The sequence below is a fragment of the Desulfomonilia bacterium genome, from assembly GCA_036567785.1.
Lineage (GTDB): Bacteria > Desulfobacterota > Desulfomonilia > UBA1062 > UBA1062 > DATCTV01.
This window is the reverse complement of sequence record DATCTV010000023.1, coordinates 71,112-96,347: the sequence shown is the minus strand read 5'-3', so window position 1 is coordinate 96,347 and position 25,236 is coordinate 71,112. Positions and strand designations below refer to the sequence as shown.

General features: G+C 47.3%; 18 protein-coding genes and 1 tRNA gene. 8 read left to right on the top strand and 11 right to left on the bottom strand.

What is annotated here, in order from left to right:
* The first annotated feature begins 207 nt into the window (after window positions 1-207).
* Window positions 208-2,661, top strand: a complete 2,454-nt coding sequence (locus VIS94_05090) for a penicillin acylase family protein (protein ID HEY9160443.1) — start codon at window positions 208-210, stop codon at window positions 2,659-2,661.
* An 18-nt stretch (window positions 2,662-2,679) separates the two neighbouring features.
* Complete coding sequence (locus VIS94_05085; protein HEY9160442.1) at window positions 2,680-4,284, top strand: hypothetical protein; 1,605 nt, start codon at window positions 2,680-2,682, stop codon at window positions 4,282-4,284.
* A 48-nt stretch (window positions 4,285-4,332) separates the two neighbouring features.
* On the opposite strand, the gene VIS94_05080 is transcribed toward VIS94_05085, so the two are convergent.
* A complete protein-coding gene (locus VIS94_05080) occupies window positions 4,333-6,486 on the bottom strand; it encodes a penicillin acylase family protein (protein HEY9160441.1) in 2,154 nt (717 codons plus the stop codon).
* A 239-nt stretch (window positions 6,487-6,725) separates the two neighbouring features.
* Here VIS94_05080 and VIS94_05075 point away from each other — a divergent pair, with 239 nt between their 5' ends.
* The 3 genes from VIS94_05075 to VIS94_05065 all read left to right on the top strand — a co-directional run bounded on the left by VIS94_05075 (window position 6,726) and on the right by VIS94_05065 (window position 10,145).
* Window positions 6,726-7,445 (top strand): right-handed parallel beta-helix repeat-containing protein, encoded by a 720-nt coding sequence (locus VIS94_05075; protein ID HEY9160440.1) that lies wholly within the window; start codon window positions 6,726-6,728, stop codon window positions 7,443-7,445.
* Window positions 7,446-7,582: 137 nt separating this feature from the next.
* Entirely contained in the window at window positions 7,583-9,934 is a 2,352-nt protein-coding gene (locus VIS94_05070; GenBank protein HEY9160439.1) for a heparinase II/III family protein, read from the top strand.
* Between the two features lie 126 nt (window positions 9,935-10,060).
* Window positions 10,061-10,145, top strand: a tRNA-Leu gene (locus VIS94_05065).
* Between the two features lie 238 nt (window positions 10,146-10,383).
* Here the strand turns inward: VIS94_05065 and VIS94_05060 are convergent.
* From VIS94_05060 to ilvD, 10 genes are all read right to left on the bottom strand, one after another.
* A complete protein-coding gene (locus VIS94_05060; GenBank protein ID HEY9160438.1) occupies window positions 10,384-12,003 on the bottom strand; it encodes a hypothetical protein in 1,620 nt (539 codons plus the stop codon).
* A 227-nt stretch (window positions 12,004-12,230) separates the two neighbouring features.
* On the bottom strand, window positions 12,231-14,783 hold the full coding sequence (polA, locus tag VIS94_05055; GenBank protein HEY9160437.1) for a DNA polymerase I: 2,553 nt from the start codon (window positions 14,781-14,783) through the stop codon (window positions 12,231-12,233).
* Complete coding sequence (locus VIS94_05050) at window positions 14,780-15,250, bottom strand: PIN domain-containing protein (GenBank protein ID HEY9160436.1); 471 nt, start codon at window positions 15,248-15,250, stop codon at window positions 14,780-14,782. Before VIS94_05050 ends, polA begins: the two co-directional genes overlap by 4 nt.
* Window positions 15,240-15,506 carry a hypothetical protein gene (locus VIS94_05045; protein ID HEY9160435.1) on the bottom strand — a complete coding sequence of 89 codons (267 nt, stop codon included), beginning with the start codon at window positions 15,504-15,506 and terminating at the stop codon, window positions 15,240-15,242. Before VIS94_05045 ends, VIS94_05050 begins: the two co-directional genes overlap by 11 nt.
* A gap of 426 nt (window positions 15,507-15,932) precedes the next feature.
* Entirely contained in the window at window positions 15,933-16,163 is a 231-nt protein-coding gene (locus VIS94_05040; protein ID HEY9160434.1) for a hypothetical protein, read from the bottom strand.
* Window positions 16,156-16,617, bottom strand: coding sequence for an NUDIX hydrolase (locus tag VIS94_05035; protein HEY9160433.1), 462 nt, complete (start codon window positions 16,615-16,617; stop codon window positions 16,156-16,158). The genes VIS94_05040 and VIS94_05035 overlap by 8 nt, the downstream gene beginning before the upstream one ends.
* Window positions 16,617-17,264 (bottom strand): hypothetical protein, encoded by a 648-nt coding sequence (locus VIS94_05030; protein ID HEY9160432.1) that lies wholly within the window; start codon window positions 17,262-17,264, stop codon window positions 16,617-16,619. Before VIS94_05030 ends, VIS94_05035 begins: the two co-directional genes overlap by 1 nt.
* A complete protein-coding gene (locus VIS94_05025; GenBank protein ID HEY9160431.1) occupies window positions 17,261-18,601 on the bottom strand; it encodes an aminopeptidase in 1,341 nt (446 codons plus the stop codon). The genes VIS94_05030 and VIS94_05025 overlap by 4 nt, the downstream gene beginning before the upstream one ends.
* Before the next feature lie 147 nt (window positions 18,602-18,748).
* Entirely contained in the window at window positions 18,749-19,765 is a 1,017-nt protein-coding gene (amrS, locus tag VIS94_05020; GenBank protein ID HEY9160430.1) for an AmmeMemoRadiSam system radical SAM enzyme, read from the bottom strand.
* Between the two features lie 62 nt (window positions 19,766-19,827).
* Complete coding sequence (ilvD, locus tag VIS94_05015; protein ID HEY9160429.1) at window positions 19,828-21,486, bottom strand: dihydroxy-acid dehydratase; 1,659 nt, start codon at window positions 21,484-21,486, stop codon at window positions 19,828-19,830.
* Between the two features lie 183 nt (window positions 21,487-21,669).
* Between ilvD and VIS94_05010 the strand changes: the two genes are divergently transcribed.
* The 3 genes from VIS94_05010 (at window position 21,670) to VIS94_05000 (ending at window position 25,182) form a co-directional block, all read left to right on the top strand.
* Window positions 21,670-23,514, top strand: a complete 1,845-nt coding sequence (locus tag VIS94_05010; GenBank protein ID HEY9160428.1) for a carboxylesterase family protein — start codon at window positions 21,670-21,672, stop codon at window positions 23,512-23,514.
* An 88-nt stretch (window positions 23,515-23,602) separates the two neighbouring features.
* Complete coding sequence (locus VIS94_05005) at window positions 23,603-24,442, top strand: site-specific DNA-methyltransferase (protein ID HEY9160427.1); 840 nt, start codon at window positions 23,603-23,605, stop codon at window positions 24,440-24,442.
* Complete coding sequence (locus VIS94_05000; GenBank protein ID HEY9160426.1) at window positions 24,442-25,182, top strand: PmeII family type II restriction endonuclease; 741 nt, start codon at window positions 24,442-24,444, stop codon at window positions 25,180-25,182. Before VIS94_05005 ends, VIS94_05000 begins: the two co-directional genes overlap by 1 nt.
* The last annotated feature ends 54 nt before the right edge of the window (window positions 25,183-25,236 follow it).

The window sequence follows — 25,236 nt, the reverse complement described above, 5'->3', positions numbered from 1 at the left end:
AACATAAAAAGTCACAACAAAACTACAGCGGGCGAAAAGGCATTATTTTATGGTTTGCCTCTACAGCCATTGTTCTATATTATGTCCGATATTGCTGATCAGGCCTGATCCTCATTAAGCTCACAACCACGACTGTATGCATGACAGGAACCTGTCCGGTGAGGAGAAACCGGCCTGGATATAACAAATTAATTAAGGGAGGCTTAGATGAAATCATCCTTCAAATCTGTTTTGCTCCTTGCAATGATCCTGACCTTTAACGCCTGCTCGTCTTTGAACTGGTATTTCAAGGACTCTGTACCCAAGCCTTCGGGAACAATAAGCCTTCAGGGTATTCATTCTCCTGTGAGGATAATGAGGGACGATCTTGGCATACCCTGCATTGAAGCGCAGAACGAGGACGACCTGTTTTTCGCCGCCGGTTATGCAATGGCCACCGACAGGCTCTGGCAGATGTACCTGATGAGCATGGCCGCTCAGGGCAGGCTCTCGGAACTGGCCGGCAAATCGATGCTCGACATGGACATATATCTGAGGACAATCGACATGAGGGGCATCCTCGAAGAGAGCAGAAAAGATCTCGACGAAAGATCATTGAGGTCGCTCGAAAGCTTCTCCAGGGGCGTCACCGCATACATCAGGACCCATCCGAATCTGCCTCCTGAATTCAGGCTTACTGGCTTTAAACCCAAAGAATGGACGCCGGATGACTCCCTCCTGGCTTTATGTCTGTTCTGCTTCAGACTTTCATCCAATGCATCCGAAGAACTGGCTTTTCTCGAAATTGCAGGCAAGATCGGCTGGGACAAGGCGGCATGGCTTTTTGATACATATCCCGGAGAACCTGTTCAGACAGCGGAAGCCGGCAAACTTAAAACCATTGACATCAGAGATCTCTATCCTGACGGCGCAGCAAAAGAAGACGTCCATGCCGCATCCATATCTGGAATGGTCAATGCTGCGTCGAACAACTGGGCCATCATGGGAACAAGGACTGCCAGCGGCAAATCGATAATAGCCAATGACCCTCATCTTTTCCTCTCGATCCCCGGCCCGTGGATGATAATGCACCTTAAATGCCCGACATATGAGGCCGCAGGCGTCACGCTGCCGGGCATGCCTTTCATCGCTCTGGGTTACAACGGTAATGTCGCCTGGGGTGCAACCATGGTCATGGCCGACAGCCAGGATCTCTTCATCGAGAAGATCATGAAGGACCGTAATAATTTCAGATACCTCTATAAAGGCGAGTGGAAGCTCGTAAATGACAGGACGGAACTGTTCAAGATAAAAGGCCAAAGAAAGCCTGTGAAAAAGACGGTGCTTTCCACCATTCACGGCCCCATACTGAATTCAAACCTGACAAAAATCCTCGATACGAAGCTGCCTGCCTTCGATAAATACGGGATTGCATTCTGCGGTGCCAAAGAAGGATTCGTGGGCGCATTCAAAACATTCCTCGACATGGGCAATGTAAGTAACGCCGCCGGGATGAGGAGCCAAATACTGACCATAAAGGGCACATACTTCAATCTGGTATACGGCGATGCGGATAACATAGGCTGGCAGATTTCCGGCGCATATCCGATCAGGAAAAAAGGAATGGGTTTCTTCCCGTCACCCGGATGGGACGGAGAATACGACTGGACCGGCTTTATCCCCATGGCCGAACTGCCGCATATCGAAAATCCGGCACAGGGTTTCGTAGCAACCGCGAACAACAGGACGGTCGATGAAACATATCCCTACAGGATTTCCAATTCATGGGTGTCGGATGAACGGGTAAGCAGAATCAGGGAGGTCCTGGGCAAAACCGATAAGGCAACCCTAAAGTCCGTTATGGATCTTCAATTCGACAGAAAGTCCATATTCGCCGGCAAACTCCAGGGGGTATTATATTCCGACGGATTCAAAGGCGAACTCGAGAGGGCCATCGATTCACTGGGCGATGAAAAGAAAATCCGGAATGCAAAAGAGGCCCTGGCCTTTCTGAACCCCGATAAATTCGACGGTGTTCTTTCGCCTGAATCCGCATCCGCCGCAGTCTACGAGGCATTCCTCTTCTCTTTTGACAAAAACTTTATCTTTGACGAAACAGGCCCGTATTTCCCCGTTCTCAACCGGAATTACAACCAGATAGTATACAGGACGGATTCCCCGTTCTGGGACAATATGAAAACAGATAAAACAGAGACCAGGGCAGACGTCATTGCGATGACCCTTTCTGACGCAATAAGCCTGTGCGAGAGCAATATGGAAACCGACAGATCGAAATGGCAGTGGGGAAAGATGCATACATATTGTTTCAAAAACATGGCGTCCAAATCCGGCATAACCGAATGCCTGCTGGGAAGCTATATGAACACAAAGGCCTTTCCGGCCGGTGGCGACTGGGACACGGTGAACGTCAGCGGATACTTGATGGGTAAGAGCTTCGACTCGATTGTCATACCGTCCATGCGATTTATCGTCGATTTCGGACTGGACGAGCCTGCATGTCTTGTGTCAGTCCCTGGAGAGTCCGGAAACCCGTCCAGTCCCCACTATTCGGACATGGTGCCCTATTTTCTGAAGGGCAAAAATCACCCGTTGCCTTTCAAGGAGGAAAACATCAGAAAACAGTATTACGACGTGCTTACCATTATGCCACCTGAAAAATAGAAACTTCGGTAATCCGGCATGCCGAAAAATAAAAAAATATACTCGCGTGCAATACCGACAGAGCCTTCACCGGCCCGGTCAGGCCGGTCCCTGTCTGATGTTTTCTACCCTCTGGCCTGCGGTGCAAGCCTGCTGGTAGTCTTCTTTCTTGCCTTTTTCCCTGTTCAAAGCGAGGATATTTATATGTACCTGTCGCTGGGGCGGCTGTTTGCAGCCACGGGACATTTCCCTGCTACAGACCCGTTTCTTTTCAGCATCACCGGATACCACTGGAATATTTTACATGAGTGGGGCAATCACCTGCTGTGGTACGGTCTTTTCGTTCTGGGCAAATGGAATGCCCTGATCATCTTCAAAACCCTGGTTATTCTGGCATCAGCAGCATTGCCCGCTGTTGTTGCCTGGCGCATGAAGTTCAGGTCGCCGGTTGTGCCAGTCCTTATCCTTCTGGCCGGGTATGCCGCCTCCTGCCGATTTATCGAAAGGGCCAGCCTGTTTTCCGAGCTTTTTACACCTCTGGTGCTGACCATTCTGCTGCTGCAGATTCGCAGGCCAACAAGGCTCCCCCTTGTTCTGCCCGCTATCTTTCTCGTGTGGGCAAACTTTCATCCGGGATTTCATATCGGTCTTATGCTGCTCGCCCTGTGGGTTCTTTTCAATATAAAGGACTGGCGCCGGCCGCAGGTGCGCATCGTTGCCATAGCAACACTTGCATCAGCGGCCGCATGTTTTGTCAACCCCAAAGGCGCCGGTGGGTTCTTTTTCCCCCTGCGTACCGTGCTGAGTACGGGCTGGGAATTCTCGCGTCAATACAACAACGAGTGGATGCCGACCTTGAGCAGGATGTTTGCTTCCATGCCCGAGGTGAAGATTTTTCTCCTGCTGGTCATCTGCACCGCCTCATTGCTCATAGGGGTACGCAAGTCGCGGCCATGGTTCGAAACGGCGGCATTTCTCTTTCTGGTATATCTGGGCCTTTCCGCCATCAGATTCATGCCCGTATCAGCCTTCAGTCTTTCGGTTCTTTCCACTTATCTTGCGGCACGGTCCGGGTTCATGTCGCTTGCTCACCCTGAAAAGCCATTGCACACTTTGGCCCAGTGGCTTACTCCTGCAACCCTTGCGCTTGGCCTCATCATCGCCCTGAAAATAGCTTTTTCCGGCTACACAACGTTCATGGGTCCCCGTCATTTCGGCCTGGGTGCTGATACATTCAGTCAGCCGGTCATGGCGGCAGATTTTCTGGACGCGATCGACCTGAAAACACCGCTTTTCAATCAACAGGATTTCGGCTGCTATCTGGCATGGCACTGGAACGGCGGGCGAAAGATATTCTATCACGGTTTCGTTGATGACATGCAATTTTACAGCAATGATTACCTGGCCGTAAACCGCTCACAGGAAGACTTCGACCGCATCGTCAACAAGTACGGCATCGGCGCTTTCATGCTCAGACGCTACGATATGACGTCGCCCCGCCAGCCGCTGATCTACAGCTTACTTCTATCGCGCCCAGAGTGGCACCTGGTATATGCCGACAGCATTGCCATGATATTTCTGAAAGACCTGCCGGAAAACCGGGAAGCTATAAGCCGGTATGAGTTTCCCATGTCTGAGGAATGAAAAGGTCTGTCTGTTGCGACGTTAAATTATCCTCAGAAGCCTGAGAAATTATAATTTCAATTTTCTTTCAGGATTGATTTTCAGTGTTTTATATTTCCCTTGAGTCCAGTCCTCAAGACCTGATGCATACCACTTTGAAAACCTCCTGTCGCTGGGGCCGCCGGCAATCGAGGAGAAAAATTCCTCTTTAGCAAAATCCATTACGAACCTGTATGACGGGGCAAACGTGGTCTGTCTGTTCGCGCTTCTGTAAATCTGCCCCTGATGTATTGTGGCCCGGCCGCCGATAATCGTGACCGGGCCCCTGTCGAATCCGAGGAATTCCGGCACCTTTCCGCCCAGTAAGATATGCCTCAGCATTACCTTCTGAACATCACCCCATTTTTTGGGGTTTATTGACAATACTTTTTCAAGCGACTTCTTGTATATGTCTTCCCTTTTCCGGCCGTTGAACCAAGATGATGTTTCCATCAGCAGTATCCTGTCGAAATTCAGATAGAAATCAACAAATGCGCCTGTCTCTTTTTTCAGGAAATCCACAACCCCTGTCCCCATATTGTTTTCACCGAATACTTCCCGGTAAAGCTCTTTATAGAATTCCTCAAAAAGATAAGCTCCCTCGGATTCGGGGTCATATCTCAAATCCCAGTTGATAAGTATCTTGCCGTTTCCGGTATCAGGCAGAAGAGGTTTCAATATTTTCATGAATGCCTCAGCCTGAACGGAATAGACATCCATATGCATGCTGAAAATGTCTTCTACCGAGAATTTTTTATCCTCGCTTAAAACCTGCGCTATCCGTTCGGCCCTGTAAGGCCCCATGGGCATATTGATCGGCCTGACCTTCCCGTATTCGTTGAGGTCCTGGTTTGCAGTGACAAAAAATCCGCTTTCAGGATTTACAATGCGGGGAAGCTCTTCAAAGCTGACAAACCCTTTCCAGTCATTATCACTGATCCATCCGGGAAGCGGCACGAACCCGCTGATCCCGTCTCGCCTTACAGGCATCAATCCGCTCATCTGATATCCGATATTTCCTTTGCTGTCAGCCAAGACGAAATTCCACGAACTTTCCACCCTGCCCAGACAGTTCATCCCTTCCTCAACCGTTGCAGCATCCAGCAGTTTCAGTACGTTAATTATCGTATCCGCTCCTGATTTGCCTGTGGCCCATTTTGTCGCCAGGTAGAGGCCTTCGATGGACGGATCTCCATCCAGCACACCGTGATCGTTTTCATAAAAAATCACTTCAACGGGTTCCCTGTTTTTTCTTTTTATGATTTCCTTTCTTTTTTCAAAAGGAATCCAGCCGTCTTCCTCCCTGTAGAACTTCTCATCCCTGCATTTTTCTATCCAGGAGTCCTCGGCATCCATGAAAGTATATGTCGCACCCCAGGACAGATCGTTGGTCCTTCCTACGAAAATTCCCGGAACTCCTGGCATGGTGCCGCCATAAACAAATTTGTCTTGCTGCTCGAAAAACAATTCGCACCAGACATTGGGAAGCCTGTTAACTTCAAGATGGGGATCATTTGAAAGTATCGCTTTTCCTGAAACAGTTTTTTTGCCGGATATTACCCAGTTGTTAGAAGCCATCATCCTTGGAGCAGCAATATTCCATAATTGAGAATTCGGGACTATCCTTTCAGTCAAGACCACCTTCTTTAAAAGTTCGATATCCAGTCCGCCCAGTATTCCTGGGAACAGTTCTTCAAGCTTTTCACGGCTGATCCCTGCCTGCACCATTTCAACGAACAATCTCTCCATTTCCGCCTGGGACTGGGAAAGCGTCAGGTAGCCTATCATCCTCGATATCTGGATTATGTCTTCAATCTTCCATGGCTCGAATTTCATTCCCAGCAGTTTCAGTTCCCAGGGAAATTTTTTCGAAAACGCAACATTTGCCCCATCACAATATGCGCTCAGATATATCCTTGTCTCTTCCGGCAGTTTTTTTATTTCTTCCCCGATGCATCCGTACCAGTTCATTTTTCTGAAAAACCTGTCTATCGCAACCATCTCATCGCCGGGGTCAAGAAGTTCAGCGGCCCTGCCCTGCCCGAGAGTTCTCATCAGGATCATCTGCATGCCCCTGTCGGTTGCATGAACATAACCCTGTCCACGAAACAAGTCTTCTTTCGTTCTGCATTTTATATGGGGTATGCCGTGTTCATCTCTGTAGATATTTTCATAAATTCCCATTAGAAAACCTCCGGAAGGGTTTTATGCAGCAAAAAATATCATAAACAACACCCCTGTTCAATCATGCATGGCCATGTTTTGTATAATGATTCCTCTTTATTGTAATTCCGGACATTAATTTATGGACATGATAAAAAACCAGTATTATAATTTAAGTATAGATTCATCTGATTCCGCCGACATAATTTCCATCCATGATATCAGAAGACAATCATTAAATAACTAGGAGGAGGTTTCTTATGAAGAGATTCACATTTTTGGTACCGGCAATGATCTTATTTATCGCAGTAATCAGTCTAAGCGGTTGCACGCTGCCAATCGTGGCAATCAACAACGCAATGCTTGCGCTCGCAGCGGACTCGGGCAGCGGAACAGAATCAAATCCATACATTATTGAGAACAAGACATTCGACATGGCTGGCAAGAATGTCAATGCGGGCATCCATCTCAGGAACACAACAGCCTATCTCGAAATCCGGAACATCACGGTCAAGAACGGGATAGAGGCCTTAGGCCAGAAGGACAATCTATCGAGCGCCAACTGTCTGGGCATCTTGCTTGAGAACGTATCCCATGTCACCATCAAGGACTGCCACTTCGAAAACAACAATATGGGTATGTGGCTCGAAGGGTGCTTCAATGTATCAGCAATAAACAACACGGTTCTGAATAACCGCTACCGCGGCATCTACCTGATGGATTCCAACAACTGCAGAATTGAAGGTAATACTGTTAACAGCGACAACGCGGAATATGATAACAACATCCTACTTAACATCAATACGCAGAAGCCCGCCAGTGTATGCAAATTCAACAAGGTGTGGAATAACGAAACAAAGGAAGTCACCCTGTCCGGCAATGAAAACACGGCCTACAATGATATTACGGGCAATTCTTGGGGAGGCGTTCCGGCCGCTGTCCATGTCGGCACCAATGTAGGCCCAAACTATATCTATTAACTGAACAATTGCACTACCAGAGCCCTTTCATCCATTGCGGGGCTCTGGTAGTGTTTCATCTTGAATACAGTACGAATAAGCATCCGGGATAATTTTCATGTCTGTTTAATGTTTTCTGTATTAAGGGGGAGGTTTTCATGAGAAAATTAATTCTGATAATAATCTGTATTTTCTCCCTCACGACGGCATCATGCCTGCCTGATGCGAAAGGACAATGGCACCCTGAAAGAAGGGATTATCCAAGGACCATGTACAAGGCGTCCGACCTTCCGGTTATAAGGGAAAGGATTAATCGGGAGCCTTACAAAACGCTTTTTTACCATGTTGTAGGCAGAGCGAATTCAACCCCTGCTCCCTCGAGCGGAAGCTATAATCCTTCAGTCGAATACACTAATTCGAACATCGCAAAGGACGCCGCTTTTGTCTATGCAGTAACAGGGGACATAAGATACCGTGACAAATCTGTCGCCATACTTGAGAGGCTCAATTACGACACAGGCCTGTTAACCCCTGACCTGTTTGACAAGGGCATCCATATTTCCGAAGCGATCATGGGTTACTGCCAGGCGTTTGATATGCTCATGGGCGCCGGCATCAACCGCCTAGACAGGTACAGGATTGAATACAGACTCGAAAGACTTGTCGATGATTTCTTCGTGAAGTGGGCCAACCTCACCTGCATGTATTATGAACTTGTACGCAACAATCACCACACAAAGGCAGTGGCCGCAATAGGCATGGCGGCTATTGTTCTCAACAGGAACCCCATGGCAAAGAGATGGATCGATTATGCAATGACCGAACTCGAAACCGATCTCGATTCCATGGTCACAAGCGATGGCGCATGTGCTGAAGGACCATATTACTGGGTATACGGGGCCGTACAGGTTCTGCCCTTTGTGTGGGCATATCATAACTTTACCCATGGCAGAGGTGAAAAGTTTATGAAGCGCGACTGCCACCTGATAAAGCTTGAAGAATGCGGCGAGAAGGTCTTCGTTGACGATTACTTCAAATCGCCAAGACTAAGGGCTGCCTCGGACTGGATGATAAAGCTGAGACAGCCGGACGGCTCTTCGCCTGGAATAGACGATGCCAACCACACGGGTTATTTCGGGGCTATGGTTACCTCCATGTACAAAGACGGCACATATTCCTGGGACTGGCTGAACGCGCCCGCCGAACCGCTCTTTTCCGAACACTGCACCGACATGACGGCGGACATCATAAGCTCCTATGATGACAGCATCAGAGCTGTTCCTCCTTCTTATAACCCGAGCCTTATGCTTTATGATGGCGGCAATGCCATCTTCAGGAGCGGCTGGGGAGAGGATGACAGCTATGTGCTGTTTCTGGCAGAACACGGACAGGCTAGGATTGCAGGCGCCGGGCATGAACATCCGGACGGGCTCAGCTTCATATATTACGATCATAACCAGCTGCTTGCACTTGACAGCGGCTATATCAAATGGGAGGAGCATGGCCTTGTAAATAGAGGCAAAAACCACAACATTGTGCTCGTGGACGGCAAAGGTCCTGAACCGGATCCCCTTGGTCTTTTAGCTTTTGGAAAGGATGCTTTCTTTACATCGTTCATAACCACGAGTTTCCTTGATTATGCCCTTGCTTGGACAGAACACGATGATGCGATGCATACAAGGGCGCTTCTCTTTCCCTGGAAGAGATATCTCATTGTTGCGGATGAACTCGATTCATTAAGCCGTCTCCCGCACAGCTATCAGATGCTGCTTCACGGAAACGGCGGTGGCTCTACTGGAGGCACTTACGAGCAGCAGCCCGATGGAGGCATCTGGACAAACAAGAATGCAAAGATAAAGGCCGTCGTCACCTCACCCGAAGGGATGCCTGCTTTCAGAACATACGATGACTGGCATGGCCTTGAATACGGGCAGAAGCTTACCCATACAGTTCTCGAATCCACGGTGAAAGGAAGAGATATCAGGTTCCTTTCAGTGTTGTTCCCGGCGAAAGCAGACTTGCAATTCCCGGAGATTATCGCCCTTCCCGGGATTAAAGACGGTTCGGCGATCCTTGTCGATGAACCGGACAGCATATCAGTAACCCGCCTGCAGGCAGCAGGAAAAAGAGGGGCTTTCTGGACAATGCAGAGTCCTGACGGATATCCTTCAGTGCCAGAGTTTTGCAGTGATGCTGACATGGCTTTTCTGGAAACCGACTCCATTTCGGGACAGCTGAAGACAATCTTCCTTGAAGATTTTTCAATGCTGATATCAGACCAGAAACCATTTATCATAAGCAGCTCAAGGGGTTCCATAACAGTAAATTACAGCCCTGACGCCGTTCTCGGAAAAATCCTCTGCAAAGGAAAATGTACTGTCTGTTTTTATACAGGGAATACACCTGCAGATGTCTTCGGGGAGTCCGTAACAGATTATGCCCAGATTCCCGGGACAGGTATAACAAGTGTCACCTTCTCCGGAGATGGATGGTTTTCGATTGAAATGTAGCATAGAATACCTTTTCATGAGTATTTTCGGAAAATCAGACCGAATAATGATGGCTTCTGTTTATTATATTCTCTTATAATCCCTTGACATGCTTAAACACTTAATATTAGGTTCATCCATTATGTCGCCCGGGTGGTGGAATCGGCAGACACAAGGGACTTAAAATCCCTCGGCCTCTGAGGCCGTGCGGGTTCGACCCCCGCCCCGGGCACTCTTTATTTGAGCTTATCTGCAGATTGTCTTCCTTTTTATCCGCTTCACCCATGCCAAAAGATGTAATGCCTTTCATATAAAGCATTCCCATTGCTGCAGATGCCTGGTCATTCATAAATATCCTCCTTAAGAGTTCAGACAGTGTTGACTTTTCAGTATCAAGACAAGCAGAGCGGCACCCGACAACGGATGCCGCTCTGTAATATCTGTTAAACCTTTCAAGGATCAATTGTTACTTATATAAGCGCGGGTAAGCACCTGTCGTTGTTGGTCTCGTCTCCAAGCTGGCCGTAGAAATTCCCTCCCCAGGTCCATATCGACTCATCAATCTTGACAGCCAATGTATGATAGCCCCCACTGTCAATAACAGCCCAATTAATGTCGTTGCCAATCCTTACAGGCACATTCCTGTCAACCATCATCCCATCACCTATCTGTCCACTGTTATTGTGTCCCCAGGCCCAGAGCTCTCCACAAGTGCTTATGGCCATGCTACTATAACTTCCTGCGGCAATGGAAGCCCAGTCGCTACAGATGCCTATACGGGATGGTACATTACTGTTCGTATTGGTCCCGTCACCGAGCTGGCCTTCTATATTGCGTCCCCAGGTCCATAGTGTCCCGTCGGTCTTGATAGCGATACTATGATGGTAACCTGCAGCAATCATTTTCCAATCTGTGTTGGTTCCAATATGTGTGGGCTCATTTTTGTTTTGGAATGTCGCATCACCTATCTGACCGCAATCATTATAACCCCAGCCCCAGAGAGATCCGTCTTTTTTTACCGCAATGCTGTGGTACCCGCCTGCGGCAACAGCTGCCCAGTCTTTGTCGGTCCCTATCTGCCTGGGTACATTACTCTTAAAATAAGTTCCATCCCCCAATTGACCTGTTGCATTAAAACCCCAGGCCCATAAAGACCCGTCGGTTTTGATGGCCAGACTGTGAGCGTCTCCGGCGGAAATCACAGCCCAGTCGTTGTCAGTTCCTATCCGCTCAAAAGCATTTCTCATCGTATTCGTCCCGTCACCAACCTGACCGTCAGTATTCTCACCACAGGCCCATAGAGACCCATCAGTCTTTATGGCAAGGGTATGGAAAGCCCCTGCGGCAACAGTAGCACAGTCATTGTCGGTACCTATCCTTACGGGATCGTTTTCATTTATGTAAGTCCCTGTTCCTAGCGCCCCTGTGCCGTTATACCCCCAGGCCCATAGCGACCCGTCGGTTTTGATGGCAACGTTATGCTCCCATCCGGCAGAGACGGAAGCCCAGTTGTTCAGATAAACAGTGATCGAACAAGAAGCCGAGGACTGGAATCCCTTTAAGTCGATCACCGTGAGCTTAAATGACAGTTTCGATCCCTCGGGGACAGATGCGGTGAATCCCGCAACAGCGTTGCCGGCGTTTGTTATCGCAACAGCCGGTCCGCCGGTTTGCTCCCACTGGTAGGAGACAATATAATCGTCCAGATCGGTAGATGCAGAACCATCAAGTACAACCGCTGCATCTGTATATACGGTTCGATATGCTTTGATGACTGCTGTCGGCGGACTGGGCACTTTTATGGTCCATCTCTGCTGATCTGAAGAAGAACCATGTTCTGCCCTTACTGCAAGAACATGTATTCCTGCTTCAGCGGCAGTATATACATAGGATTTACCTGTATTTTGAATACACATCTCATCAAGAGTCCAGGTATATGTAGAATTAGCCGGGAAAATCTTTACACTGAAAGTTTTCTGCTCACCCAGATTCATAGTGACAATGCTCGCGACCGGTGTTCTTGATATGACGCATCCATTAATAATTAAAACCGATAATATGACGTACATTAAACAAATAGATTTATCCATGAAATACCTCCTTATAAAAAGTAATTAAAATTAAGACGCAAATTAATTTAATAATATTAACAAGATAGGCAAATTAAAATGCATGTCAAGATATCCAAAAGTATACCATTAAAAAGCTATTTTTAGTGCTCCAGGTAATATATTTTTGCTGGAAGATAATACAAACGAGTCTCTGAGTATCAAAAAGTATACTGTAAATTAAATTTAATGAATTTCAAAAATTTTACTCAGTGCGCCTCGGCCCAGTTGCCGCCGGAGCCGAGTTCGGCGATTACCGGTACATCAAGCGGAAATGCGTTTTCCATCTCGTGTTTGACCATGACCTTTAATTCTTCAAGCTCGTTAAATGCCGCCTCGAACAGGAGTTCGTCATGCACCTGAAGGATCATGCGGGATTTCATGGTCTTGATACGTTTCTGGATATTTATCATGGCAATCTTGATGATATCCGCGGCCGTTCCCTGAATCGGCGTATTAATCGCCATGCGTCGTGCGCCTTCCCTTTCGCTGAAATTGCGAGAGTTGATTTCCGGAAGAGAGCGTCGTCTTCCGAGCAGCGTAGTTACATAGCCGGTGGACGAGGCGGTCTCCGACATTTCTTCCATATACCTGCCGACTCCGGGGTATTTTGCCAGATAATTCTCAATATACTGCTTTGCAACCGACTGCTTTATGCCGAGTTCGACCGAGAGTTTGTGCGGCCCCATGCCGTATATGATGCCGAAGTTTATGGTCTTGGCGTATCGCCTCATATCGGGTGTTACCTCATTAAGTGCTACGCCGAACACCTCGGAGGCCGTGCGTGTATGTATGTCGATACCCGCCATGAAAGACTCCACCAGCGCCCTGTCCTTAGTTATGTGGGCCAGTATCCTGAGCTCAATCTGTGAATAGTCGGCACTTAACATGGTAAAGCCTTCGGCAGGTATGAAGGCCTCCCTTATTCTCCTTCCTATGGCAGAGCGAATCGGGATGTTCTGGAGGTTTGGGTCCGACGACGAGATGCGTCCTGTCGCCGTTACCGCCTGGTTCAATTTCGTATGAACCCTTCCTGTTTTTTTGTCGATCATTTCCGGCAGTGTATCCACATAGGTGTTTTTCAGCTTGAAAAGCCCTCTGTATTCCAGGATCTTTGCAGGCAGATCGTGTTTTTCAGCAAGATTTTCAAGGACCGCACTGTCGGTTGAAGCACCGGTCTTGGTCTTTTTTATCACCGGCAGCCCGAGATCTTCGAACAGAATCCTGCCGAGCTGCATGGGCGAATTGATGTTGAAGGTTTTTCCTGCAAGGCCGTATATTTCGTTTTCCATAAGCGAAATCTGCTCAGTTATTTCAACAGACAACTTTGCCAGAACACTTTTATCGACAAGTATTCCAAGCCCTTCCATCCCGGCCAGTACGAATGTAAGAGGCATTTCTATCTCGCTGAAGAGCTTTTCCACACCCGCTTTTTTCATATCAAGATAGAGCCCCTCTTTCAGTTCAACAAGCGCTTCGGCATGAGCGGCAAGGAATGACGCCTTTTCATCATCAGGGATAAGCCCCGGGTGGCGTGCGTTTTTTCCCGAGCCGAGAAAGTCTTTTATTGAGGGAAGCATTTTCTCGAGTCTTGAAGAGGCAAGCGTTTCAAGGCTTACGGAATTGTTAGCCGCATCGATGCAGTATGCCGCAAGCATGACATCAAAGAAACCAGCCTTTGTCGTGATGCCTTTCTCTCCTGCCCTTACAATGGCCTCTTTTGCATCATGGATGATTATCTCCGCCGATGGATCGGATAGAATCCTGAGCGCTGACGTATCATCAAAAGATGCCCATGCCCTTTTTCCGTCGGAAAGACAGCAGCCTATACCGGCAATCGAATAAAACCCGGCAATTCCTTTAAACTCTTCAGGAAATCCCTGTTCGATTTTGATCTCCCGAACCGGTGCTGTCTGCTGCACTGGTGCCTCCGGCATAAGGCCTTTAAATTCAAGTTCGGTAAATAAGCGAAGCAGTTCTTCCTGATCACCTGGCTTCAGCTTCATTCCATCCATATCCGTCTCGACGGGCACATCATGGTCGAGTTTTACAAGTTCAAGGCTCATGATCGCCTTGTCGATGTTTTCGCTGAACGATCTCCTCAGTTTCTCGGGCTTGATTGTATCAGCCTTCTTGATGATGTCTTCGATATGGCCGTATGTTTTTACAAGTTCAAGTGCACCCTTTTCGCCTATGCCTGGAATTCCGGGTATGTTGTCTGAACTGTCGCCCATTATTGCGAGCAGGTCGGCTATATATTCAGGCCCGACGCCGAATTTCTTTTCTACCCCTGCCGGATCATAAAGGACGTCCTTGAGCGTGTCCCACATCACGACATTGCCGCCTACGAGCTGCATCAGATCCTTATCACCCGATATGATGACGACCTTGTTTGTGTCCGATAGTTTTCTGGCCAGCGCCGCTATTACATCATCGGCTTCCCATTTTTCGATCTGGACAATGGGTATGCCGAGGGCCTTCACCACATCCAGTATGTATGGAAACTGCACCGAAAGGGCTTCCGGCATCCTCTGACGGGTTGCCTTATATTCTTCGTATTTCTCATGGCGGTGCGTGGGGCCTCGCGGGTCAAGCACAAAGGCCATATGTTCGGGCGCTTTATCCTTGATGAGCTTTATCAGCATCCTAGTGAGGATATAGACGGCGTTGGTAGGCAATCCCTTTGAATTGTTCAGGGCTCTCATGGCATAAAACGCCCTGTAAACATAAGAGCTCCCGTCTATAAGGTAAATCTCTTTCATAATGCATCCTCAGTGAATGCGGCTATAAAATCATCAGGCTCTATCACTTTGATTAACCCTTTAGCCCTTTCAATCTGTTCCCTGTCTCTTGAAAGAAGAACGGCCTTTCTTTCCGCCGCAACGGCACAATACAATGCATCCGCCCCTCTTATCTTCAGTCTCGATGCAATAACCGCAGCATCCCTGGCAAGTTCAAGGGTTACAGGCATTAGTTCGATGTTGGGAAGTTCGGAAACAAGCCTTGAAAACAAGATGCCTGCTTTTTCGTCACCGGTTGCACGAGAGACACTGGCTGCAAGTTCAACTATAAGTATGGAAGGTGAAAACACTGGTATATTCATCTCTTCAATTATCATCAGCGCTTTTTTGCTTTGATTATAGCCTTTTTCCCTTGGAGAACGTGCATTTATCCAGACACTGGCATCGACGGTCAACCTGAGGGTTTCCTTCTCCTGCTTACTTTTCACGGCTGCGCCTGTCATCAAGCAGATGTTTTGTTAAACCGGAACCTTTTGTACCAATTTCCGAAACTCCCTCTGTCATTTCCCAGAATCTGGCCCAGGCGTTTTTGCTGTCGCTGTCTTTCCTGTCCAGCGCTTCAAGATATGCCCGGACCCCCTTTTTGATCAGCCAGGCCTTCGGTCTGTCAAGTGCCGCTGCATGCTTTTCAAGCAGGCTGTATGTCTGGTGGTCTATCCTTAAAGATATAAGATGATTCTGCATAATATCCTCCTGCATCTTTGTATTTTATTGTATTACATTGTTGTCATTATAACCAGATAATTATTCATGTATAGATTGTCAGGATTTGTCCAAAATACTTAAACCCCGTCTATCAGATATATCCCTTAACAAGTTCCTTTAATCGCTAATCCATATTCTTTTAAAAGCTTTCTTTTTTCTGTCCCAATAAAAGAATGAATTCGCGCTCTCTGTTTGAAAAAAATTTATTGCCGGCAGCTTCAGGTTTATTACTTCCGGTTCATTCTTCTCACATTTCCAGTAACCTTTGCCGCAAGCTGTCTTGTATATATCAGGGTTAGCAACATCTACACCCATAGATATAATTGACATCTTATCTTCACTTTCATCGAGTAAGATTGGAATGTTTGAATTGCGGCCGAGTATAACGAATAAGCCCATTCTATTCTATTTATCATTAACTAAAAGGCTGGCTGTATCCTTTTTGCCATCACCGTCAAAATCAGCTTCGGCTTTCAAATAGAGATTTTTGCTTTCTTTCCTCCAGTCAATATCTCCGGCAAGTTCGGTTTTAGTGGGCTTTCGCCAGCCTGACATATCATATGAAAGAACAGGAAGCGGGATTAAAGCTAATAACAGTAGCAGACAAATTATTTTAACTTTTATTCTTTTAGTCATTTCTTTTTTTCTTCCCTGATTCGCACAAAGCATAGTCTCCAAGGATTTTGGCATGGTCAAAGGCAAGCGGCTCGGGTAAGGCGTCAAGTGAGAATATCTGCGCTTCCTCGGCATCATCATGGCCTTCCGGCACGCCCTCGGCCGTCGCTTTAAAAACGGTCGAAATCGTATGGAACCTCGGGTCCCTTGCCGGGTCGGAATACACACCCAGAAGCCCGGTGAGCTTTACATCGAGGCCGGTCTCTTCCTTTGCCTCCCTGACAGCGGCATGCTCCACGCTTTCCCCGTAATCCACAAATCCGCCCGGAATCGCCCATCCAAAGGGCGGGTTTTTTCTTTTAACAAGAACAATCCCTCCCGAGGTTTCAATAATTATATCTACAGTGGGCGAAGGCGTCAGGTATCTACCGGTATTCTTTCCGCAATGAGGACAGATGATTTTCCCGGTAGCCATCAATTGTCTTTAATTCTCAGCCTTACTGTCAGGCCTTCGGTATCGCAGACGGAAACGGCTGCATATTCCTTGAGATATAAACAGGCTGTGTCTATTGCCTCCTTTATTTCAGGGGTTAAAACAACTTCGGGACAGGCAATCGAAATTGTGTCCTCTGAAAAACCAGCCCTTATTGTCCGCCCTTTTTCCGTTGTGTCTATTATAAGGCTGATAATCGAGGTCACCGCCCATGAAAGTGCGTTATAGTCGAGTTTTGTGTAAAAAGACCTTGCGCCGTCTATGTTCAGTTCAAGCTTCGTTTCATGCTTGAATCTCATGTCCGCAAGCAGAAAATCCATTTCGCTTTTTAGATATTCCCTGATCTCTATTGCAGTGAACCCTTCCGTCGCCATCTGAACCTTATAGCTGAGATTCTTGAGAATGAAGTCTATCTTTTCCGCACCCTGATTTATGGAATCTATGTCCTTCGTATTCTTTTCCTTTGTTTTCAGAAAATCCTCGTCGTTCATAGTCCTGATTTTCTCCAGGCCCTCATTCCTTGACATAAGAAGCTGTGAGCGTCCCATTATCCACATAAGCGGGGTATTCAGGTTGTGAATCATTCCTCCCAGCAGCGAGGCTGCATGTCCAAGTACTTTATCCTTCATTTTTCCTCCAGGAATGCGAGATAAGAAAGGTAGGCGGAGTATGCATCCGCTTTGCTTGCAAGCTCGAACGGCGAATGCATCGACAGCAGAGCAGGTCCCATATCCACTATATCCATGCCGTATTCAGCCAGATGTCTTGCAATGGTTCCGCCGCCGCCTTCATCAACCCTGCCGAGTTCCCCCGTCTGCCATGGTATCCTCCTTTTATTCAAGATACCGCGAATCCAGCCCAGGTACTCAGCAGAAGCCTCGCTTGTGCCGGATTTGCCGCGTGAACCTGTAAATTTGGTCATGCATACGCCCATCCCCATCTTCGCTGCATTGGCCTTTTCATGAACCTCGGGATAATCCGGGTCAAAAGCGGCATTCACGTCTGCCGAAATAGCCCTGCTTCTGTAAAGGACCCGGGCCGGGGACAAAGTCTCATTGAACTTTTCGGAAAGCTCGTAAATGACCTCTTCAAGAAACCGGCTCTTTATGCCGGTATTGCCGTCACTGCCGGTCTCTTCCCTGTCCGCAAGAAGCACTATGGAGGTGAACGGAAGCCTCTCCGCGTCTTTTATTGCGGCAAATGCCGCCCATGCGCAGATCCTGTCATCCTGGCCGTAACCGCCTATCATAGACCGGTCGATGCCAACCTCGCGTGCGGGCCCTGCCGGCACTATTTCAATATCGGCCGAGACAAAATCCTCCTCCACGATGCCGTATTTCGCTTTCAGGATGGAAAGTATGTTTTTCTTCACCCCTCCATCCTCAGCCTTCATATCCGGGATCGAGCCTGCAATGATGTTGAGCTTTTCTCCCTGAAAGGCATCTGAGACTTTCTTGTCGTTATGGACCTTGTGTGAAAGATGAGGAAGAAGGTCATCAATTGTAAAGCACGGGTCATCCCCGTCTTCACCTATTGTTATCTCCAATGTCTTTTTGCCGGCTTTGACAACCAATCCATGAAGGGCAAGCGGCCTGGCAAGCCACTGGTACTTTTTTATCCCCCCATAATAGTGGGTTTTCAGCATGGCGATCCCCGTATCCTCGTAAAGGGGCCTGGCCTTGAGGTCAAGCCTGGGGCTGTCTATATGCGCTGCAATAATTCTTAATCCCTCATGCATCGGGGCCTTGCCTTTTCTGCACAAGGCGATCGACCTTCCCCTGTTCTTGATTTCAATGATACCGTCAGCGGATTTTGATGAAATAAACCTTACAGCCTCGCGTTCGGTTTTGGCTGCTGAAAGGAATTCCATATAATCCCGGCAATAGGCATCAATCCTTTTCTCACTCCCCTTAAGCATTTCCCAGACTTTTACTGGCTTTTCTCTGTCCCTGGCGAGTTTTGACATCCCTGCTAGCATCTCCCTTAAAATAGTAAGGAATAGTGACGGGCGATGGTCAGCAAACCAAGAGCCCGTTTTTAAATATTTCGGCGTTTGCTTGTTAAAACTTCACACTAAATAATATTTTCATAATAAATCTTTGGATATTGTCCGCTAATTTTTAAACCTTCCTGCAATGACATTGCCGCAGATCGAGCAGGCATTACCCTTGAGCCTGTTTTCGAGAACCGAAAAACCCATACGTCTGAGTACGACATTCCCGCATGAAGGACAGTATGTGTTCTCGCTCGCCGTGCCGGGAACATTGCCCGTATAGACATAATGAAGGCCCTCGGCCAGACCTGTTTCCCTTGCCTTTTCCAGTGAGGCCGGCGGAGTTGAAGGCGCCTTGTCATAACGGTAGCGGGGATAATAGCGGCTTATATGCCAGGGAATGTCCGGACTTATTGACTTTATAAACCGTGCTATATCCCTGACTTCCCCGTCACTGTCATTTTCCCCGGGAATGAGAAGCGTAGTTATCTCTATCCAGACACCTGCCTCGTAATATGCCTTTATCGCATCAAGGACAGGGGCAAGCCTTGCCTTGCAGAGCCTGCGGTAAAACCGGTCCGTGAACGCCTTCAGGTCGATGTTCGCCGCATCCATCAGTCCTGGAAATTCCTTTTTTATTACGTCCACGGATGTGAATCCGTTTGATACGATCGTATTGAGGATGCCCTTATCTCTTGCGAGCCTGGATATATCGAGGACATACTCCATGAAAACCGTCGGCTCCGTGTAGGTGTACGATATGCACTCACAACCATGTTCCGCCGCCTCCTTTATTATCGTTTCAGGCGGCATTTCCCGGCCTGTTATCTTTCCTGTCTCGGCCGGGTACTGGGAAATATCGCTGTTCTGGCAGAACGAACATTTAAGGTTGCAGCCAACAGTTGCAATCGAGAACGCCCTTGAACCCGGAAGCACATGAAACAGCGGTTTCTTTTCAATAGGGTCGATGCTGGCGGCAATCGAACTTCCCCAGACGAGAGAATACAGAATTCCGCACCTGTTTTCGCGTACCCCGCATATGCCCCTTGCCCCTTCCCTGATGATGCAGTTATGAGGACACAGCTCACATCTGACAGAACCATCATCTTTTTTCGTCCAGAATCTCGCCTCTTTCATTATCCTTGCTCGGCTTTTGTTTTGCCCATCAACCTTTCAGTTTCAGGCTTACAAGCTTCCTTTTAATCTCTATATCTGGCCCCCTTGTCTGCAGAAAGGCTCATGTCGGCGTAACGTTTGAGGATGCCGGTGAGCTTCTTTTTTTTCGGACTGAATCCCTGTTTCCTCTTATCCAGCTCCTTTTCCGGGACAAGCAGATCCAGCTTTCGTGCAGGAATGTCTATTGAAATAATATCTCCTTCTTTGACTAATGCAATAGGCCCGCCGAGCGCGGCCTCGGGGGAGACATGGCCTATCGCAGCACCTCTGGTGCCGCCGCTGAAGCGACCATCCGTGATCAGCGCCACGTCATTGCCAAGACCCATGCCCACAATATTTGCCGTTGGCGATAGCATTTCTCGCATACCGGGGCCTCCTTTGGGGCCCTCATAGCGGATAATAACGATGTCGCCCTTCTTTATCCTTTTACCCAGGATCGCATTGGAAGCATCATGTTCCGAATCGAAGACCCTTGCCGGGCCTTTTCTTTTCATCATTTCGGGCGCAACGCCCGACTGTTTTACGACCGCACCGTCAGGTGCCAGGGTACCCTTTAAAATCGCAATGCCACCTTCCTTATGATAGGCCTTTTTTACCGGTCTTATGACATCTTCATCTGAAATACGGGCATTCTTGAGGTTCTCCTTTAGCGTCCTGCCTGTTGCCGTCATTACCTTAAGGTCAAGAACCTTTAATTCAGCCAGGCGCTTCAGCACCCCCTGAACCCCGCCTGCCATGTACAGGTCTTCAAGATGATGAGGCCCGGCCGGTGACATGCTGCATATGTGTGGAACCTTAAGGCTCGTTTTGTCAAAATCGTCAAGTTCGAGATCCACTCCCGCTTCATAAGCAATCGCAGGCACATGAAGAACCGTGTTGGTGGAACATCCGAGTGCAACGTCAACGGCTATAGCGTTCAAGAAGGCTTCTCGTGTGGCTATGTCCCCGGGTTTGATATCCTTTTCGACAAGCTGCATCACGGCCATTCCGGCCTTTTTTGCAAGCCGTATCCTCTCGGAATAAACGGCCGGTATGGTGCCGTTGCCGGGAAGTCCGAGTCCTAATGCCTCGGTAAGACAGTTCATGGAATTGGCGGTGAACATCCCCGAACATGAACCGCATGTGGGACATGCGCAGTCTTCGAGTTCGTCAAGCTCGTTCTGTGACATTTTTCCAGACCTTACCCTGCCTACACCTTCGAACACGCTGATGAGGTCGACGCTTTTGCCGTTCATTACCCCTGCAAGCATGGGGCCGCCGGAGATAAAGACCGAAGGAAGGTTAAGTCTGAGGCAGGCCATGAGCATACCTGGTATAATCTTATCGCAGTTGGTTATAAACACCAGTGCATCGAACGGATGCGCCCTGGCCATAATCTCGATGGAATCCGCAATCATCTCCCTTGAAGGCAATGAATAATGCATACCTTCATGGTGCATGGCCAGTCCGTCGCATACCCCAATTACCGAAAATTCAAGCGGTGTGCCCCCGGCCATCCTGACGCCCGACTTTGCCGCAGCGGCTATCTGGTTAAGGTGAATATGACCCGGAATGATCTCGTTTGCGGAATTCACTATCCCTACAAAAGGCCTTTTAATCTCTTCGTTTGTAAGTCCTATCGCCTTCAGAAGCGAACGGTGGCCCGCCTTTTCCACGCCTTTTTTCATCAAATCACTTCTCATATTTGTCCTCCTCGCATATCCGGGAATACTTACCCTTTTTTTCATTTCCTTTTCGGTTGTTAACCATGACTTAGTTTTAAACGGTTCACCGGCACTTGACCTCACCTTTTAAAGTATTATTTTTTTCACAGTACAACAAGTTTTTAATTTACGAGACTTTTAAATTTAATAATGGAGGCATTCATGGCAATACGCTTCAGATTGTTACTTGTATATTTGATAATTTTCCTTTCGTGCGTCATATCCGGCTGTTCAAAATCATCAAGCGATGATACTGCCGCCGCAGGCGGAACAGCGGAAGACACTTCAAACAACCCTGAAATTAAAGGTTCTCCGCTTGATGTCACGGTAAGCCAGGGTGTTTTAAGGGGCAAGGCCGACCGGTATAATACCCTTGCATGGCTGGGAATCCCATTTGCCAAACCTCCCCTCGGCAATCTCAGGTGGAGAGCCCCTCAGGAACCGGAACCATGGGACGGGATAAGAGATGCCACAAAATTCTGCAGCTTCTGTACCCAGTACGGTAATTTCCTTTCCGAGACCGGGGCGGATACGCTTTCTGATATCATCGGCGACGGCAAGGTGACCGGCAGCGAAAACTGCCTGTTTCTGAATATCTGGCGACCCAATACCACAGAGGTAAAACTTCCTGTTTATGTTTTCATATACGGAGGCGGCAACATAATCGGCAGGTCGGATGTAAGCATATATAACGGCGCCAGGGTTTCATCAGACGGCAATTTCGTTTTCGTGACGGTAAACTACAGGATAGGCTACCTCGGGTGGTTCAGGCACCCAGCCCTGCTCACTGGCGACAAGCTCGATGACTCAGGTAATTACGGCACACTCGACATTATCCAGTCTCTCAAATGGATAAAACAGAATATTGCCGCATTCGGCGGCGACCCGGACAACGTGACAATCTCCGGTCAGTCCGCAGGCGGCATCAATACATTGACCATGATGGCCTCGCCCCTTGCGAAAGGGCTCTTTAACAAGGCAATCATCCACAGCGGGTTCAGCAATTCCTGCACAACCGACAGTGCCGGGAAAAAAGCACAAATGATGCTCGAAAGGCTTATCGTCCAGGACGGGCTCGCAACCAAATCAGGTGTCAGCGATTTTCTTAAAGACAAATCAAATGAATGGGTCAGCAATTATCTCCGCTCAAAGACCATCGAAGAAATATACCCCCCGGACAACTGCGGGCCGTTTACGCTCCCCATGGACAGCATAACCGTGGCGGATGCCATGATGGGAGTTTACGAAGACGGCTATGTGGTGCCCAAAGCGCAGATAGACTGCATAAAGGAAGGAAATTATAATAAAGTGTCCGTAATCATCGGCTGCACAAAGGAGGAACTGAGGCTCCTCATATCCCAGCTGGTTTTCAACCCCAAGAGATTGTGGGCTGCCACCCAGGCATATGACCCGGACAATCCGAATTTCGATTTGAACAAGCTTCTTGACCCGGTCTCTTACCCTATACTGGCGCTTTACGGACCGGCAACCGCGATCGGCCAGCTGTATATGGAAGGCTTCGGTGTGGATCAGACGGTAGCCGCATTAAAGAAGTGGCAGAATGATGTATGGGTCTACAAGTTCATGTGGGATGAAGAGCCTGAGCCGTTTGATTTCTTTATTGGTGCAGGCCATGCGATGGACCTGCCTTTCGTGTTCGGCAATTTCATTACCGACAAGTCCAGCCTGGCGTTTTTTGCATGGAACAAGAAGAACCTGCCCGGAGCAGAGGCGCTTTCTGCGGTCATGAGAAAGTATTACGCCAACTTCGTGCATTCGGGTGACCCCAACGGCGGAGAACTCACAAGCTGGACTGCATGGTCTGCCAAAAAGGGCGAGCCCAAGAGGCTGCTGTTCAACCTGAAAAATGAAGGCGGTACGGGAAATGAAACGCCTGACATAAAGATGTCAGCCGAGATGATAGAACCTGAACAGATCCCCGACCCCCGGAAGACATGGAACAGCATCATTAAAATGCTTCTGGGCGCCGCTGGCGTGAAAGGATAATTTTTTGTGAACCGTTTCCTTTCATTATTTCAAGGAAAGGTTCACAATATTACTTATCAACCATGCTTGTTCATGTTATAAAAATATTATGGAAAATGTTGAATGCCTTATAAAACATGGTGACTGTCTTGATATCCTGAAAGACTTTCCCGACAATTCCTTTGATATGATAATAACTTCTCCCCCTTATGCTGATTGTAGGGAAAAAACATACGGAGGTATTTCTCCAGACAAATATGTTGAATGGTTTTCTCCGCGAAGCTCTGAATTTTTTAGAGTACTGAAACCATCAGGAACTTTTATTCTTAATATTAAAGAAAAAGTTGTTAATGGAGAAAGGCATACATATGTAATTGAACTTATCCTTGAAATGCGTAGACAAGGTTGGCTATGGACAGAAGAATTTGTCTGGCATAAAAAAAACTGCCACCCAGGTAAATGGCCGAATAGATTCAGAGATGCATGGGAGAGATGCCTTCAATTCAATAAGACAAAACAATTCAAAATGTATCAGGATGCCGTAATGGTTCCAATAGGTGACTGGGCAAAATCAAGACTTAAAAACTTAGGCAAAAATGATATTATAAGATTCAATTCACAGGTTAAAAGCGGTTTCGGTAAAAATATTTCTAACTGGGTTGGTCGAGAAATGGCATATCCATCAAATGTACTGCACCTTGCCACTGAAACAGGAAATAGAAATCACAGCGCTGCATTCCCAAAAGCTTTACCTGAATGGTTCATTAAGCTTTTTTCAAGAGAAGGAGACTGGATTCTCGATCCATTTATGGGAAGTGGTACAACTTTGGAAGTGGCTAAATCTCTGGGCAGAAACTCATTGGGAATTGATATCCTCGAAGAATATATTACCTTGGTCAAAGAGAATATTTGTGAAAAACAGTTACTTTTATCTGAGGTTATTCTTTAATGGGTAAGATTACTATTTTTGAGATCACGAGCTATATAGAAAATAACATTAAAGGTTTTCACGACAGAAGAATTGATAATCTTTTAAAACTGAAATTAAACAAGATAATCGCAAGAAAAAATCCATATTTATTTAAAGCAAGAAACATAAATATTGCCGAGGAACTTGTTAAAACACTTCTAGATGCACATCTCTCATCTCAGGAAGAAGGTATTTTTGGAGACTTTCTTGAAGGTCTTGCTATTTTTGTATGTAGCAAGGTTTATGGAGGGAAAAAATCATCAGCTACTGGTATTGATCTAGAATTCGAGAATAAAGATAAAAGATATATTATTTCAATTAAATCTGGTCCTAATTGGGGAAACAGCCGTCAGATTGCAAAAATGAAAGATGACTTTAAACGGACTAAACAAACATTAAGGACAAGCAATTCTAATATTATTACCATCGCTATCAATGGGTGCTGTTACGGTCAAGATAATAAACCCGATAAAGGTGACTATTACAAGTTATGTGGGCAGAGATTTTGGGAATTTATTTCTGGGAACGAATTCCTCTATACGGATATAATTGAACCATTAGGACATAAAGCGAAACAAAGGAATGATGAATTTAATAAAGAATATGCGAAAGTGATTAACAGGTTTACCGTTGAATTTTCAAAAGACTATTGCAGTTCTGATGGTGCTATACTTTGGGAAAAACTGGTTAAATATAATTCAGGCAAAAAAAACGTTTAAGAATCAAGTATATTTCTGTTTTATTCAAGTTGCAGAGCTATTCGGCCGAACAAA